The following is a 15,016-nucleotide window of genomic DNA, read 5'->3' as shown; positions in this document are numbered from 1 at the left end:
AACGCCATCAATACTCCACCGTCAGCTGAATTGAATCTGTGGGATGACACCTACCAACGAGACTTAGATGGGGCAAGCACTGGTCAATCGATTAGTCTCACCCCCAATGGAGAAGACGGAAATACTAGTGCTTGTTGGGAGCATACCCTTAGTAATGATGCCAATGGCCGTTGTCCTGAATTCCTGGAAACCAGGGATACAGATACGGTTAGTGTACGCCAAACTAGTGTTGGAGTTTATAACAATATCTTGCCCAATGTGATTCTGGTCAAGCGGATTACTGCTATTAAACCCAAAGATACCAACCAGTGGATAGAGCTACCGGAATCCGGTTCACCCTTTATCGATGGCATTGATGGTGGCAGTTCTGAGAATAACGTTAATTCGGAGCGTGCTGCCGATGACAATGACCCCAACTGGCCGAATCCTGATGTGTATCTACGGGGATTAATTAACTCTGGCCAAGTCATGCCAGGGGATGAGTTAGAGTATACTGTTTACTTCCTCTCCAATGGCAGCAACAATGCTAAAAACCTGCGCATCTGCGACCGAGTGCCTGGAGAAACTACCTTTATTTCAGACTCATTTAATGCCACTGCTGGCTTCCCCAGTAGTGATGTCGGGATTGCCATGTTCGAGAGCACCACTCCCCTAGCCTCAGGTGGTCCAGCTGAACCGAACATCTATCTTACTAATATTCCCGATAGCGATCGCGGTCGGTATTACGGGCCAAACACCTCAGTGCCAGCGGGATGTAATGTCACCTTCAATCAAAATGGAGTAGTAGTAGTGGAAGTTGGGGATGTGCCAAACGCTGATTCCCCCGGAAACCCACCCAATTCCTATGGATTTATTCGTTTCCGGGCTTTGGTGAAATAAATCAGAATTTAGAATGAAGAATGAAGAATTGTGACAGCTCCTACACTGACCCGTTGGGTTCAGTGTAGGCTTCCCAGCCAATCCGGGTATCCCTTAGGAGGCGCTGGGCTTTAAGAACGGACTGCCCTTCCGCTCTATTTCGTATATTGATCGCTGCATTATGGTCTCGTTCGCGTAGCGTCGCCTTCGGCGAATCTAGACTACAACCACAATGTGGACAATCGTGCCAACGGACATGCAACTTTTTAGGAACCTTTTTGCCGCAATTGGAGCAATTCTGTGAGGTATTCTGAGCGCTTACTGGAACCGCCAACAAGCCGGAGACGAAACCTTAGATAGTGGAGCCTTTATGGTTGATGCTCTTTCAGAGCCGCTCCGCGAACGGCTATGCATAAAAGGTTAAATCTCTTGTAATAAGGCTCCACTATCTTACGGTAACTTCTAACCAGCATTTAAGGCTTTGCTTGCTAGGATTGTCAGAAAGCTTGACCACCCAGCATCTAAGACAGATTTAGCTAATCGGGATTTAGCCAGTCCCTTTACGTTCAGTTTTTCGTGAGCTATTATATCATATTTTGACAGCAAATAATTAGCGGTCTTAAAGTGGAAGTCTTTCCGTTTGTCTGCTACTTTTTTATGCTGCCTGCCAAGCTGTTTAATAGCTTTGAGTCTATTTTTGCTTCCTTTTTTCCTACGAGATACCCTTTTCTGTATAACCCTCAGTCTTTTTTGAGACTTTCGGTAATATTGTGGAATCCCAATAGTTTCTCCTTCGGAAGTAGTCAAGAACTCCTTAAGACCAACATCGATACCGACTATTGAATCAGGATTAATGTTAGGTTTAACTTTCGACGAAGCCGACGCTGCGCGAACGGGAACAGTTTTATCCTCTAGAGACAAAACCAGATAATACCCGTCACACTTTCTGGTGATTGAAGCTGTTTTTATTTTAAATCCATCAGGAACAGGACGATGTAAAACAATTCTGACTTTTCCTATCTTAGGTAAGTCGATTAGGTCGCCCTGTAAGCATCCCTCTTTGAGCTGGGGATAAGTAAAGGTGCGGTAGCGGTGTTGTTTTTTGAATCTGGGTCTACCGCTCCTGTTCCCATTTTTATCTCCTTTGACAAATCGGTCGAAAGCTAGTTTTACCCGTTTAACAACATCCTGAAGCACCTGTGAATGTATATCCTTGTACCAAGGATGAGTTTTTTTGAGGTTGGGTAAAGTTTTCTTTTGGCTATAGTAGTTCGGGTTATCTCTTAATTCGGGAAGATGGCAAACAAGGGGGCAAGCGTTAATGGAACAGCGATTATGATCGTACCAGCGAAACCGTTCGCGTAGCGTCGGCTTTGCCGAATCAGCTAACAGATAGTTATATTGAGCGCACAACATTGACAGCCAGTGATCTATCTTGGCTTTTTGCTGTTTTGTAGGTTTTAGTCGGTACTGATAAGCTATTCTCATTTTACTTGCTCTTTAGCTTTATCGACCTATAATAATATTAACATAAGTACGGCCAAATGGCAAGTTAAAATGAAAAATAAAAAATTGACAATTAGAGTTACTGAGTTTGAAAGAAGGCAATTGGAACAAGAAGCGAATAGACGTGGAATGACCCAGTCCGAGCTGATCAGAAGTTTAATAGCTCGCTTCCGAGATCCAATAGATCCTGTCCGCGATTCATCCCTGGAGACGAAACCTGATTGTCAGTGGAGCCTTTATGGTTGGCAGGCTATGGGAAAAAGGTTAAAACTTATTGATTAGCGTGATTTGCGCGGTCTTGGGGGTTTCCCCCATGAGCGACTGCATCAAGACAAGGCTCCACTGTCCTTACGGTAACTTTAAACACTCATGCTGCGCATGTTCGTTGTGGGGCATAAGAGCGGAGGAAGCTAAACTCTAAACCTGAAGGTGATCTGGGCTAGATGTGCTATGGCATGGTCAATGGCCGGGTTTGGATGGTACATTAGCTGCAACAGTATATTTTGTGATCAGTGATCGACACCCCCGGTTCGCATCTACTATTGAAAATTGTATATTTACTTGGAGTGGTAAGCCATGGTGAGGCAGATTGAAACCCTATCGAGATCAGCTCTGCAAACGGAAGTATCTCACTTACGGGAAGAGTTACAGCTTAGAGACCAGTTAGTGCAGCAGCTGTCTCAAGAACTATTCCGCTTGGTGAAGGGTAATGCTAATTTCAAACCTCCCCAAGAGGTGTCTGAGCGCCATAAGGCTCAGATGGTGGTCTTGCGAGAACAGTTGCACGATGTCGAGCAGCAGGTGGAATTTTATCAACAGCAAATTGCCACCCGTGACACGGAAATTAAGCAATTGCGGGAATCAGTAGAAGAATTAACCGAGCGCTCTCGTCAGTTAGAACAAGTGGTACAAGAGCTACCAAAAATTTATCACCAGAAGTTTTCGGAACGGATGGCACCAGTCAAAGAGAAGGTGACCATGTTACAGCGGGAAAACCGACAACTCCACGCAGAACTCCAGAGTGTCAGTTACCGATTAGCGGTCAGAAGCCGCAATATCACCCGGGTTGATCTACCGAGCTTCAATCGTCAGAATGCTAGTCCAATCCCAACTTTCGGTAGTGTGTAACAACCTTTGGGTTAGGGGTGCCTCATCTGGAAGGTTGTTCGCGTAGCGTGGCCAAAGGCCAAGGTTGTTCGCGTAGCGTGGCCAAAGGCCAAGGTTGTTCGCGTAGCGTGGCCAAAGGCCAAGGTTGTTCGCGTAGCGTGGCCAAAGGCCAAGGTTGAAGGTGGGTTTGTCGAAGGTTGTTCGCCTTTGGCCTTACCTAAGGGTAGGTTGGTTTGTTGTTCGCGTAGCGTGGCCTTTTGGCCAAGGTTTCTGTATAGCTGACGGCTGACAACTGACCGCTGACAACTGACCGCTGACAGCTGCTGACGGCTGACAGCTGAGGGGTGACTGCTGACGTTTATTGCTTGGTTTGCAACAGTTAACATTGGGGAAAACTTGGGGAAAACTTGGGGAATACTTTCAACAAATCTGTCAACTGGCTAACTTGTCAACTGGCTAACTTGTCAACTTGCCAACCCTTCGACTTGACCACCCCATATCATGAGCTACTGTCTTAATCCTAAATGCCAAAATCCTCAAAATCCCAATCAGGCCAGGTTTTGTGCCTATTGTGGCCATAGATTACGATTAGGCGGACGCTTCCGTGCTCTGAGGCTAATTAGTATTGGTGGTATGGGGCGCACCTTTCTGGGGGTGGATGAGGCAGATGATAGCAAGACTAAGTGTATCATCAAACAGTTATCCTTACAAAATCAAGATACCAACAATGCTCAGAAAGCGGCTGAGTCTTTCCGCCAAGAAGCGACTAGGCTGCAAGTTCTGGGACAACATCCTCAGATTCCTGAACTTCTGGCCTATTTTGAGGCGGATCATCAATTAGGTATCGCAGGAGAACCTGCTCTAGTTCACAAGTATATCGAGGGTGAAAGCTTAGCCACAGAACTGGAAACCGAAGGGACGTTTAGGGAAAACCAGGTTCGGCAAGTCCTGATTGAATTGCTGCCAGTGCTGCGCTTTATCCATAGTCATCAGGTAATTCATCGGGATATCAATCCGCACAATATCATTCGTCGGCCTCCTCCTGAGTCCTCTTTGTCCAAGTTACCAACACGAAAAACCAGGAAGAGGTTTTATTCTTGGGGGGGAAGGGGGAGCGAACTGTTTCTGGTGGATTTCAGTGCTGCTAAGCTGACTACAAAAACTGTGCTAGCACGAACGGGAACTATGATTGGCTCTGCGGCTTACACGGCTTCGGAACAGTTGATGGGAAAAGCGATCGCAACCAGCGATTTGTACAGTTTAGGGGTTACCTGTATTCATCTGCTTACCAATGTTCACCCCTTTGATATGTTTAATAGTCTGGAAGGGAAGTGGGTTTGGGTCGATTACCTCAGGCAACCTGTCAGTGCTCCGCTGATTCGCATCCTCAACAAAATGGTAGAGAATTTACCAGACCAACGCTATCAATCAGCCATTCAAGTCCTAGCAGCACTGGGTTTACCAGAGGATTTCGCTGCTATACCAGTAACGTCTTTATCTACAACAGTTACCCCTAAGTTTGAGACTCCTACTTGGAAATGTGTACAGACTTTTTCCGAAGAGTCGAGTGGAATTAATTCTATCGCGTTTAACCCGAAGGGAGAAACTTTAGTTAGTGGTAGTACAGACAAAACTATCACCATTTTTAACTGGCAAGCTAAAACAGTTGTCGCCAAACTTTCAGGACATTTAAATGTCATTGAGGCGGTTGGGTTTAGTCCAGATGGAGAAATTATCGCTAGTAGCAGTTGGGATAATACCATTAAACTATGGCATGGGTATACGGGAAATTTAATCCATACCCTTTGTGGACATTCTGCTTGGGTAAAGTGTCTGGCAATTAGTCACAATGGCCAATTACTAGCTAGCGGTAGTGCGGATCAGACGATTAAACTTTGGATGCTGAAGAAGGCATCATTACAGACAACTTTGTTTGGCCATTTAGGAACAGTTAATACTGTAGCTATTAGTAAAAATGGACAACTGCTAGCTAGTGGTAGTGCTGACAAAACCATTAAGCTTTGGAATTTAGTAACTGGTAAGCTCAGCGCAACGATTACTGGACATTCGGCATCGGTAGAGTCACTCACCTTTAGCCCTAGTGGTAAAATCTTAATTAGTGGCAGTGCTGATAAAACCATTAAGATTTGGTTGCTCAAGAGTGATCGGTATTTACAAATACCAAAGAAACCGTTGCTTACTCTCACAGGACATGGCCATGCTGTTAAATCTATTGCCATTAGCCCTCAAGGGAATACGTTGATTAGTGGTAGTGCCGATAAGACTGTCAAAATCTGGCATCCTGGTAGTGGTGAATTGCTTTATACTCTTACGGATCATTTAGGCGCTGTTACTACGGTTGCTATTAGCCATGATGGTGCTACCATTGCTAGTAGTTCTCAAGATAATACGATTAAGATTTGGAAATTTGAGTGATTGGGAGAAAGGGAATAGGGAGTAGGGAATAGGGAGTAGGGAGTAGGGAGTAGGGAGTAGGGAGTAGGGAGCAGGGAGTAGGAAAGAGCTCCAAAGAGTTTTTAATGTTGTGATAAATTAGCACTATTGTTCATAAGCTTATATAGCGGTTCTCATAGCTATGAGGTACACAGGATTTTTTTCCTGATCTGAAGTTCCCTATTCTCTCTTCCCTACTCCCTACTCCCTGCTCCCTGCTCCCTAACTTTGGAGTTACACTGCATCTATGGACAGACTCCGATCACCCCTATGGAAATTACGATCCAACTCCCCGATGAAATCGCTAGTCAACTCCAAGTAGGTGACCTCTCCCGCAGAATCCTTAACTTCTCTTCTCGCTGGGAAACCTACCAATTCGTGACATACTCCCGACGTTGCCCTAACGGGACAACGCGGGCTTCTTGCCAACACCACCCAACGGTTCGGTTGCTCGGCAAGCTTTACTTCTGACGGGATGCCCCACCGCCAAATTCAAGACATTTTTTGCCGCATTTATATCCCTATCCGCAACATATCCACAATGTGGACAGAAATGGGTGCGGTCTTTTAATTTCTTGGGTACTTTCTTTCCACAATTAGAACAGTTCTGGCTGGTGTTTCTGGAATTGACTCCAATCGTTAACAACCCAGCATTTTCAGCTTTGGTTGCAAGGATTGATAGGAATTGTCCCCATCCAGCATCTAAAACTGACTTAGCCATCCTAGTCCTAGCTAGACCTTTGATGTTTAATTTCTCATGAGCTACCAGATCATGACTATCGAGTAAGTCTTTAGCAGTTTTAAAGTGGAAATCTTTTCGGGTATCAGCTACTTTTTTGTGAGCCTTACCTAGCTTAGTTACAGCTTTTCTCCTATTGCTGCTACCTTTTTTCGATCGGCTAACAGCTTTTTGGATTTTTTTGAGTCGCTTTTGAGCCTTTCTATAATACTGAGGAATATCTACTTCAGAACCATCAGACTTAATCAAGAATGACTTCAGACCCATGTCAATTCCGATCGGATTAGAAACTTCATTAACCGGAATAATCTCGGGAATAGTGTCATCCTGAATAGATAAGGTCACATAGTAACCTTCAGCCTTTTTGGTAATAGTAGCAGTCTTTATTTTGAATCCTTCAGGGATTGGCCTGTGGTAGATCATTTTGACCCATCCAAATTTAGGCAACTTTAAAAGGTTGCCCTTGATAGGGTCTTTACCTATAGACGGGAAAGTTAGGGAGCGGTAACGCCCTTTACCTTTAAATCGAGGTCTACCACTCTTTTTACCTTTGGAATCCCCCTTGAGATATCGTTTAAAAGCTAGATCTACTCGCTTAACACAGTCCTGTAATACATGAGCATGAATGTCTGCGTACCAGGGTCTGTCTTTCTTTAGCTGAGGTAAAGTTCGCTTTTGTGAAAAGTAATCAGGATTATTTCTGAGTTCTGGCAAATGGCAAACAAGTGGGCAGGCATTAATAGAACAGCGATTCTCCTCATACCACCTAAAGCGATCGGCTAACAAGTAATTGTATTGAAATCTTAGCATCTCCAGCCATCGCTCCATTTCAATCACTTGCTTTTTTGTTAACCTTAACCGGTACTGGTATGCTAATATCATAACACTTGCATCTCGGTTTTTCGACCTACTATAATAATAGCACAAATCTACTCATATGGGAAGTCATAATGAAAACAATAAAGATGACAATTCGGTTAACCGAATATGAAAAAAAGAAGTTAGAACAAGAAGCTGAGCGAATAGGAATGAACCAATCGGAGTTACTTAGGAGCTTGATAGCTCGTTTCCCTGAACGCGCCCCGCGTCGGCTTTGCCGAATCCAAAGTGTTCCTGATTGGTGCCAAGCGTTTCACTCCATCACCGGGCTATCCTTCCTAGAGACGCGCGCCTTAGACAGTGGAGCCTTAATCAATAATCGTTAACCTTTTTTTGCATAACCTGCCAACTATAAAGGCGACCCTGTCTTACGGTAACTTCAAGACGCCCACCTTTCAGGTAGGGCGCGGGGCTGCCGCCCTTCAGCTCAAGGAGGAAAAAGCTTACCTTCCCTATACCGAAGCTGACCTAGACCAAGATAGCCAAACCCTGGACAATCTATTTTCAAAAGCTTTTAGATAAGCATTCCTAAAATACATGGCAACCTCTCTTATAAATCCTAATCAAGATTTCGCTCTATGGGCTGTGTTGCTGTCAGCAGCAACAATTGGATTCTGGGCAGAACGTACTCCTTGGGGAGCTAAACTATCTGGGGCGGTTGTCACCATTTTAGTAACCTTCATCCTATCCAATCTTAGGATTATTCCACCGGATGCTCCCGCCTATGGTGTGGTTTGGTCTTATTTAGTTCCTTTAGCGATTCCTTTACTACTATTCCAAGCTGATTTGTTTCGGATTGTGCGAGAGGCTGGACCTACGTTAATTGCCTATGGAATTGGTGCAGTGGGAACAATATTAGGCACAGTAGTGGCTTACTATCTCATTCCTTTAGGAGAAGAAGGTTGGAAGTTGGCAGCAATTTTTTGTGCTACCTATATTGGTGGTTCTGTTAATTTTGCGGCAACCGCTGAAAGCACTGGATTAAGAGCAGGAGATTTACTCAGTGCTGGGGTAGCAGCAGATAATTTAGTGATGACCTTGTACTTTTTAGTGCTGTTTTCTTTACCTTCAATCAAGTGGCTACGGGGAATTTTTCCTAACCAACGTTCCCATGAAAATACTCATTCTAGCCAGTTTAGTATCTTTGATTCCCAGTCTCGACAACAACTCTCTGTTATGCAAATCAGTTTGGCATTAGCGATTAGTATGATTGCTTGTGCTGTAGGTTATGGTCTCGCTAGCTGGTTGGGTTTCAACAAAGGGGGAATTCTGGTAGTAACAGTTTTAATTGTGATGCTAGCGACAGTATTCCCAAGCTATTTAAGTAGGATAACGGCTGCAGAAAAAATTGGCTATCTGCTGATGCAGGTATTTTTTGCTGTAATTGGAGCCAGCGCTAATGTGGAAATAGTGCTACGAGTCGGATCAGTTCTGTTTATTTTTGCTGGATTAATTCTCGCCATCCATTTGTTAGTGCTACTGGGAGTTGGACGATTGCTGGGTTTAGATTTAGCTGAATTGGTGATTGCGTCGAATGCTAATATGGGTGGGCCAACTACAGCAGCGGCTATGGCGACAGCACGGCAGTGGGATAAGCTAGTTACTCCTGCTATTCTTTGCGGTACTCTCGGTTATGCAGTAGCTACGTTTATTGGTGTAGGGTTAGGGAATTTTCTGCGGTCTTTGGGTTGATATATACCAAAGGGAACAGGGAACAGGGAACAGGGAGTAGCGATGCAGCGCCGACCTGCGGGGGTTTCCCCCATGAGCGACTGCATCAAGACGGGAGTAGGGAAAAGGGAAAAAAATTCTCACAATTCATATAGGATTGGTATAGAAGTCCTAAGGGATTCGTAAAATAGCAAAAAAATATCGCTATAAACCAATACCAGCAACTATTTTATAGTTTGCATATTTGACAAATAATTGAGAATTTATATATAGTATGACTAAGGCTGATAACCCAACTTATAAGGATTAAGTAATTTCCCGTAAAAAATGGGCTTTTGAGATACTGTATTCGGGTTAATACCAAGTATCATACCATACTAACTAATTGCAATTTTTAATATCCTAGATTGGCGAAGGTGTTATTAAAAACTAAATGATGCTATGACACTAGTTTATAACGATAAAACAAAGAAGCTTTAATTTAAATTTACAGGAAAAACCTTTATCGATATATTTTTAACTTATAAAACTGAATGGGCACTTATTAGATATGTAGTAGATCTAGTGAAATCACCAGGTAATCTTTCTCAAGATGATAGTGCAATCATAAGGTCAGTCATTGAGGAGGGGCGCAAGCAAAACGTTGATGAAATGGAGATTCAGATGAGCCGTGATGTTGCTTTGGGAATTAATGTAGATGGTATAGAAGGTGTCGATGTGACATTAGGAAGCAAAGGTAAAACAAATTATGTTATGAAGATCAAATATAAGTCTGATGACTAATCAAGCTGTCTAGTTATTCTCAATAATTCCTGTTTAATAACATAAAATTCAACGACGATATAGCAATTCTCAGAGTCATGAGCGACATTGCTTATCCTTTTAAGGCAGAAGGCAGCAAGGCAAGAAGGTCTTAAGGCAATAAGCGCCAATCAAGACTGTACCTCATAGGTATGATAAACGCTATAAAAGCTGAAAAGCTGTGGTAGTCAACTTTTGCCTCTTGCCTCTTGCCTTTTGCCTTTTGCCTCTTGCCTTTTGCCTTTTGCCTCTTGCCTTGCCCGTAGCGCTATATCACAAAATCCAAGGCAATTTAGCAGAAGAATTCCAGGGTTTTTGCCAAGGCTCACCACCAACTTCTAATCCACATAAATTACTTTCAGCTATCAAAATCGGTTCAACGTTATCCCCACGTCGTTGTTTAAGTTCCAACCTCAGCTGACCTTGCATAGTATCTCGGCAAATCAAATCTAACCCCTGTTTGGTCGGAGCTAGTAGAAGTGTACCAGGATAGTCAGTTGTGCCAGTTAACTCTACTTCATACTCACCATTGCGCCCTTGCATCTGCCAATTTCCCCAAGGCTGGATCTGCCAGCTTACTTCTGAATTCCACGGCACGAATTCATAAAATTTACCTTCGTAGTGAATGCCAATCAAAGCAGCTGCTTCTGCCAAGCCCACTACTTCCCGTCTACCACCACCAGCAGTCAGAGCCAGGTCTGGTTGATCGGTAAAACTATTACAATTAAGCCAAAACCACTTCTTAGGAAAAGCACGACCCCAATTTTTTTCCCCATAGGCCGGGACATTGGTAAAATCATAGAGCTTACCATTCCAATCAATCCAGCCAGTGGCTAAACCGTGGGCCATCAAAATTTGCCATCCTGGTTCAAATATCTGTAAAAACGAAAGCCAGCCAGCGGTTGATTGCTGGGCTTTTCCGAGATCTCCCCAGCCATAAATCGGTTTAATTTCATAGCGCCAATCACAATAGCGTCCGTTGGCTGGGTCCCGAATAAACCCTTGATTCAAGGTAGCTGTAGCCTGATATCCTTCCTTGATTTGATACTCAAATTTATCGGGGTCAAGGTATTGAGGAGTTATTTGTAATTTAGTTTTACCCCAATGTCCTAGACCTAAGGATTCCGATGACCCCCAAAACTGTTCCGGATGGGGAAAGGTACGACACAGATACTGATCATCAGGGCCTAGAATTTGGGCTGAACCACCACTAGAGGGTTGACCACCGATGGGGTCTTCAATGGAATACATAAACGCAAACGTCTGACCACAACTGGGTAACGTCACCCGATAGTACCAACCTTCAAAAAAGCGATCGCTTTTACCGTCCCAGTGATATCCGCTGTGGGGTGTTTGAAAAGGATGTGCCATAGGGGATTTCGATACTCTCAGCTTAGGGAGAAACGGGCTTTTACCATTAATTATTAGGCGTTGCTGAATCAGGGTCTGATTTTAGGAGTTGCGCTCCCGGGAGTAATAGCATCACATTTCTCGCCAGATAATGAACCCAAGTCAATCCTACTATGCAATGCCGATTAATGTCAGTAATTATTCTTAACATCAAAGGTACCCTCAAGGGTAATGTCAAGCCAGAGTTAGATTTGACATTATAAATGTGTTAATTGAAATTAATTACAGCAAGAGGTAAATGATGAGTATAGCAGGAACATGGGGTCAATCTGAGATCACAGTGGAGGATATGCAGGTTACGATCACTATGGGTACTCGTCCAAATGGGCGTGGTGTTGTGATCTGTAGTGACCCAGATGTAATACGAGTTAACTTCCCAGATGATCGAGTTTACATAGGTACTCTGATTAATCAAAATCAAATACAGTGGGCTGGGATAGGAACATTATACGCGAATAACGTTTGGACGAGGTAACAAGTTTAGGTAGTGGTAAAGATGTAGTGGTTTAGCTACTTGTTTACCACTACCGAAGTTTAGACCTCGGCCTTTGAGTCGTAAGTAATAAGCTGTTGTGCATTTAAAATGCACAACAGCTTAGTTAAGATCAGGAACCAAATAGTCTATCAAGCGAAAAAGTCTTTGCTACTCCAAATCGGAGGAAATGTGGCGACATTCAATTCGACTAGTAATTCACTATCTTAAATTTTGGGATGTTCCAGATCCTTCTCTGTGTAATTATTTAAATTATACCTTAATTCAGCAACGCCAATTATTATAAATTCAAGAAGGCTCTAGGCATAAGGGCTCTAGGCTCTAGGTGAAGAAGGGGTTAGACTCAGACCTGCACCATTGTGATTAATCCGATGGTGGGCAGTGCCTACCAACCCGATTGGCAAGCAAGGTGAATCTGTCTGATGCACTGCCCACCCTACATTAACTGTTCCCTGTTACCCCTACTCCCTACTCCCTACTCCCTACTTCCTAATGCCCGATCAAAAGGTATTCACACCGGAAATGACTGCTGATGGCTCATTCACCTTCTTCTGTTCAGAAATTGGTGAATCCTATCACAGCCGACAAGGTGCCATAGAAGAGGCCCAGCTGAAGTTTGTCAAACCCTGCCAACTAGCCCAAAAAGCCCAACAGCCAGTGCTACGGTTGTTGGATATCTGTTATGGTCTAGGTTACAACACAGCTGCTGCCCTAACGGAAATTTGGACACACAATCCCCACTGCCATGTCCAACTGGTTGCCCTAGAGTCAGACTCTACGGTACCACAAGCTGCGATCGCTCAGGGTTGGCTGAATCTCTTTCCCAATCCTATCCCCCAACTATTAGAAGCTCTGGCAACCACTGGATTGCTTGAAACCGACCAATGCCAAGCTCAACTCTATCTCGGTGATGCCAGAGAGACTATCCAACAGGTGCAACAAGCTAACTTCCAAGCCGATGCTATCTTTCTTGACCCCTTTTCCCCACCTAACTGTCCCCAATTGTGGACTCTAGAATTTATTCAACACTTAGCCCAATGTTGCTCAGACACCGGTAGACTAGCCACCTACTCTTGTGCTGCAGCAGTCAGAATTGCCCTGATCACAGCTGGGTTTACGATTGGCTCTACCATTGAAGTGGGAAATCGGCAACCCGGTACTGTTGCTAGCTTTACTGAAACTGATTTACCTAGCTTATCAATCCGAGAGCAAGAACATTTGCAAACTCGTGCCGCTGTACCTTACCGAGACCCGAATTTATCAGACTCAGCCTCAGACATTTTACACCGACGCCGCCTAGAGCAGCAAAACTCGTTACTTGAACCAACCTCCCATTGGAAAAAGCGTTGGTTGAGAGAGCAAAGGGAATAGGGAATAGGCAATAGGGAACAGGGAGTAGGGAGTAGGGAGTAGGGAGTAGGGGGTAGGGTGCGTTAGGGGTGGGATTGCCATCATATTCAACTTCGTAGCCAGTAGCCCCGTAACGCACCACTTTTTAAGGCAAAAGGCAAAAGGCAAAAGGCAAAAGGCAAAAGGCAAAAGGCAAGACAGGTTTAAGCGATGCAGTCCCGATTCCCGATTCCCTACTCCCGATTCCCTATTCCCCTCCTATAGTCATAATACGGGAATTTTCTACTTAATTAGTAATTAATAACAGTTTAATCGGTAATAATCCTATTTATTCTCCCAATAAATTCATCATTCTTCTCCTGAATTCTGAATTCTCTCTCATGCATCTTTAACAAAACTGCCAATTTATGACATTGAACTCAGCTCAAGTCTTAGTATGATAGGGATGCAAAGATGGAAGCAAAAAGCTAATCTATGGTTGCAGTAGCAATTCTAGCGGCAGGACGCGGAACTCGCATGAAATCTGACCTGCCCAAAGTCTGTCATCGTTTGGGTTCACAAACTCTAGTGGAGCGAGTGATCAACAGTTGTGTTTCGATTAACCCCTCCAGAGTGATAGTGATTTGTGGCTATCAGAGTGAACGGGTAAAAGAAAGTCTGAGCGCCTACACGGATGTAGAATTCGTTGAACAGAAAGAGCAATTGGGTACTGGTCATGCCGTCCAGCAACTGTTGCCCTACTTGGCAGACGATACCGGAGACTTACTGGTCTTAAATGGTGATGTTCCTCTGTTGCGTCCCGACACCATTAAACAACTTTTAGAAAGCCATCAAGCCCATAACAATGGGGCTACGATCCTAACTGCCCATATGCCGAATCCCACGGGCTATGGACGGGTTTTCTGTGATAGTAACAATCAGCTGCAACAGATTGTGGAACACCGGGATTGCACTGATGCTCAAAAGCAAAATCACCGCATCAATGCTGGTGTGTATTGCTTCAACTGGTCTCAATTGGCTTTGGTCCTACCAAAACTGTCTGCGGATAATGACCAAAATGAGTATTACCTAACGGATGCGGTTACCATGGTTAATCCAGTAATGGCAGTGGATGTGGAAGTAACCCACGAAATTCTCGGGATTAATGACCGTAAACAGCTGGCCATGGCTGAGCAGATTTTGCAAGAGCGGATTAAGGATGACTGGATGAAGGCAGGGGTGACATTAATTAACCCAAACAGTATCACTATTGATGAGACTGTCCAATTGCAACCTGATGTCACCATCGAGCCCCAAACTCATTTGCGGGGTAAGACGGTGATTGGTGCTGGTAGCAGGATTGGCCCAGGGAGTCTGATTGAAAATAGCCAGTTGGGTGATAAGGTGACCGTGCTATATTCAGTGGTAAGTGATTCTGTGGTTCAAGATGGCACCCGTATTGGTCCGTATTCCCATCTTCGGGGTAATGCCCAAGTAGGAGAATCCTGCCGTATCGGAAATTTTGTGGAACTGAAAAATACTCAGATAGGCGATCGCACTAATGCCTCTCATCTATCTTATTTGGGAGATGCTACCCTAGGGTCCCAAGTGAATATTGGCGCAGGTACCATTACTGCCAATTACGATGGTGTTAAAAAGCATAAAACTGAGATAGGCGATCGCACTAAGACTGGTTCCAATAGTGTTCTGGTGGCACCACTAACTTTAGGAGAGGATGTCACTGTGGCAGCTGGTTCTGTGCTTACCAA

The 15,016-nt window shown here is 44.2% G+C and carries 16 protein-coding genes and 2 pseudogenes; 10 read left to right on the top strand and 8 right to left on the bottom strand.

The window, feature by feature from the left end:
- The coding region (locus F6J99_RS29675) for a hypothetical protein (RefSeq protein ID WP_293118259.1) at positions 1-879 on the top strand (879 nt) is incomplete at its 5' end.
- A gap of 40 nt (positions 880-919) precedes the next feature.
- On the opposite strand, the pseudogene F6J99_RS29670 reads toward F6J99_RS29675, so the two are convergent.
- Positions 920-1,201, bottom strand: a pseudogene (locus F6J99_RS29670) (zinc ribbon domain-containing protein); the annotation flags it as partial.
- 122 nt (positions 1,202-1,323) lie between these two features.
- Positions 1,324-2,346, bottom strand: a pseudogene (locus F6J99_RS29665) (transposase); the annotation flags it as partial.
- A gap of 69 nt (positions 2,347-2,415) precedes the next feature.
- Here F6J99_RS29665 and F6J99_RS29660 point away from each other — a divergent pair.
- Together F6J99_RS29660 and F6J99_RS29655 are read left to right on the top strand one after the other, a co-directional pair.
- A complete protein-coding gene (locus tag F6J99_RS29660; RefSeq protein WP_293118257.1) occupies positions 2,416-2,646 on the top strand; it encodes a CopG family transcriptional regulator in 231 nt (76 codons plus the stop codon).
- A 294-nt stretch (positions 2,647-2,940) separates the two neighbouring features.
- Positions 2,941-3,492, top strand: coding sequence for an Npun_F5560 family protein (locus F6J99_RS29655; protein ID WP_075904048.1), 552 nt, complete (start codon positions 2,941-2,943; stop codon positions 3,490-3,492).
- Positions 3,493-3,503: 11 nt separating this feature from the next.
- On the opposite strand, the gene F6J99_RS29650 is transcribed toward F6J99_RS29655, so the two are convergent.
- Positions 3,504-3,857 carry a hypothetical protein gene (locus F6J99_RS29650; RefSeq protein ID WP_293118255.1) on the bottom strand — a complete coding sequence of 118 codons (354 nt, stop codon included), beginning with the start codon at positions 3,855-3,857 and terminating at the stop codon, positions 3,504-3,506.
- A 115-nt stretch (positions 3,858-3,972) separates the two neighbouring features.
- Between F6J99_RS29650 and F6J99_RS29645 the strand changes: the two genes are divergently transcribed.
- Positions 3,973-5,907, top strand: coding sequence for a WD40 repeat domain-containing serine/threonine-protein kinase (locus F6J99_RS29645; protein ID WP_293118253.1), 1,935 nt, complete (start codon positions 3,973-3,975; stop codon positions 5,905-5,907).
- On the opposite strand, the gene F6J99_RS29640 is transcribed toward F6J99_RS29645, so the two are convergent.
- Complete coding sequence (locus tag F6J99_RS29640; RefSeq protein ID WP_293118251.1) at positions 5,885-6,031, bottom strand: hypothetical protein; 147 nt, start codon at positions 6,029-6,031, stop codon at positions 5,885-5,887. The two genes, F6J99_RS29645 and F6J99_RS29640, sit on opposite strands and share 23 nt — an antisense overlap.
- 294 nt (positions 6,032-6,325) lie before the next feature.
- Positions 6,326-7,546: a transposase gene (locus F6J99_RS29635; RefSeq protein WP_293118249.1), complete on the bottom strand. Its 1,221-nt coding sequence runs from the start codon at positions 7,544-7,546 to the stop codon at positions 6,326-6,328.
- A gap of 68 nt (positions 7,547-7,614) precedes the next feature.
- Between F6J99_RS29635 and F6J99_RS29630 the strand changes: the two genes are divergently transcribed.
- Together F6J99_RS29630 and F6J99_RS29625 are read left to right on the top strand one after the other, a co-directional pair.
- Entirely contained in the window at positions 7,615-7,869 is a 255-nt protein-coding gene (locus F6J99_RS29630; protein ID WP_293118247.1) for a hypothetical protein, read from the top strand.
- A gap of 211 nt (positions 7,870-8,080) precedes the next feature.
- Complete coding sequence (locus tag F6J99_RS29625; protein WP_293118245.1) at positions 8,081-9,235, top strand: DUF819 family protein; 1,155 nt, start codon at positions 8,081-8,083, stop codon at positions 9,233-9,235.
- On the opposite strand, the gene F6J99_RS29620 is transcribed toward F6J99_RS29625, so the two are convergent.
- On the bottom strand, positions 9,175-9,309 hold the full coding sequence (locus tag F6J99_RS29620; protein ID WP_293118243.1) for a hypothetical protein: 135 nt from the start codon (positions 9,307-9,309) through the stop codon (positions 9,175-9,177). The genes F6J99_RS29625 and F6J99_RS29620 overlap by 61 nt on opposite strands.
- A gap of 469 nt (positions 9,310-9,778) precedes the next feature.
- Here F6J99_RS29620 and F6J99_RS29615 point away from each other — a divergent pair, with 469 nt between their 5' ends.
- On the top strand, positions 9,779-9,997 hold the full coding sequence (locus tag F6J99_RS29615) for a hypothetical protein (RefSeq protein ID WP_293118240.1): 219 nt from the start codon (positions 9,779-9,781) through the stop codon (positions 9,995-9,997).
- A 291-nt stretch (positions 9,998-10,288) separates the two neighbouring features.
- Here F6J99_RS29615 and F6J99_RS29610 read toward each other — a convergent pair whose 3' ends face one another.
- The gene (locus F6J99_RS29610) at positions 10,289-11,386 is read right to left on the bottom strand and encodes a tocopherol cyclase family protein (RefSeq protein ID WP_293118237.1); all 1,098 of its coding nucleotides are present in this window, start codon (positions 11,384-11,386) and stop codon (positions 10,289-10,291) included.
- A gap of 277 nt (positions 11,387-11,663) precedes the next feature.
- Here F6J99_RS29610 and F6J99_RS29605 point away from each other — a divergent pair, with 277 nt between their 5' ends.
- Together F6J99_RS29605 and F6J99_RS29600 are read left to right on the top strand one after the other, a co-directional pair.
- Entirely contained in the window at positions 11,664-11,900 is a 237-nt protein-coding gene (locus F6J99_RS29605) for a hypothetical protein (protein WP_293095875.1), read from the top strand.
- Between the two features lie 510 nt (positions 11,901-12,410).
- Positions 12,411-13,289, top strand: coding sequence for an MnmC family methyltransferase (locus tag F6J99_RS29600; protein ID WP_293118234.1), 879 nt, complete (start codon positions 12,411-12,413; stop codon positions 13,287-13,289).
- On the opposite strand, the gene F6J99_RS29595 is transcribed toward F6J99_RS29600, so the two are convergent.
- Complete coding sequence (locus F6J99_RS29595; protein ID WP_293118231.1) at positions 13,233-13,457, bottom strand: hypothetical protein; 225 nt, start codon at positions 13,455-13,457, stop codon at positions 13,233-13,235. The two genes, F6J99_RS29600 and F6J99_RS29595, sit on opposite strands and share 57 nt — an antisense overlap.
- A gap of 285 nt (positions 13,458-13,742) precedes the next feature.
- On the opposite strand from F6J99_RS29595, the gene glmU reads away from it, so the two are divergent.
- On the top strand, positions 13,743-15,016 hold a 1,274-nt coding region (glmU, locus tag F6J99_RS29590), incomplete at its 3' end, for a bifunctional UDP-N-acetylglucosamine diphosphorylase/glucosamine-1-phosphate N-acetyltransferase GlmU (protein ID WP_293118228.1).

The sequence above is a fragment of the Moorena sp. SIO4G3 genome, from assembly GCF_010692305.1.
In the GTDB taxonomy this organism is placed as follows: Bacteria; Cyanobacteriota; Cyanobacteriia; order Cyanobacteriales; family Coleofasciculaceae; genus Moorena; species Moorena producens_A.
This window is presented reverse-complemented; position numbering and strand designations above follow the sequence as displayed.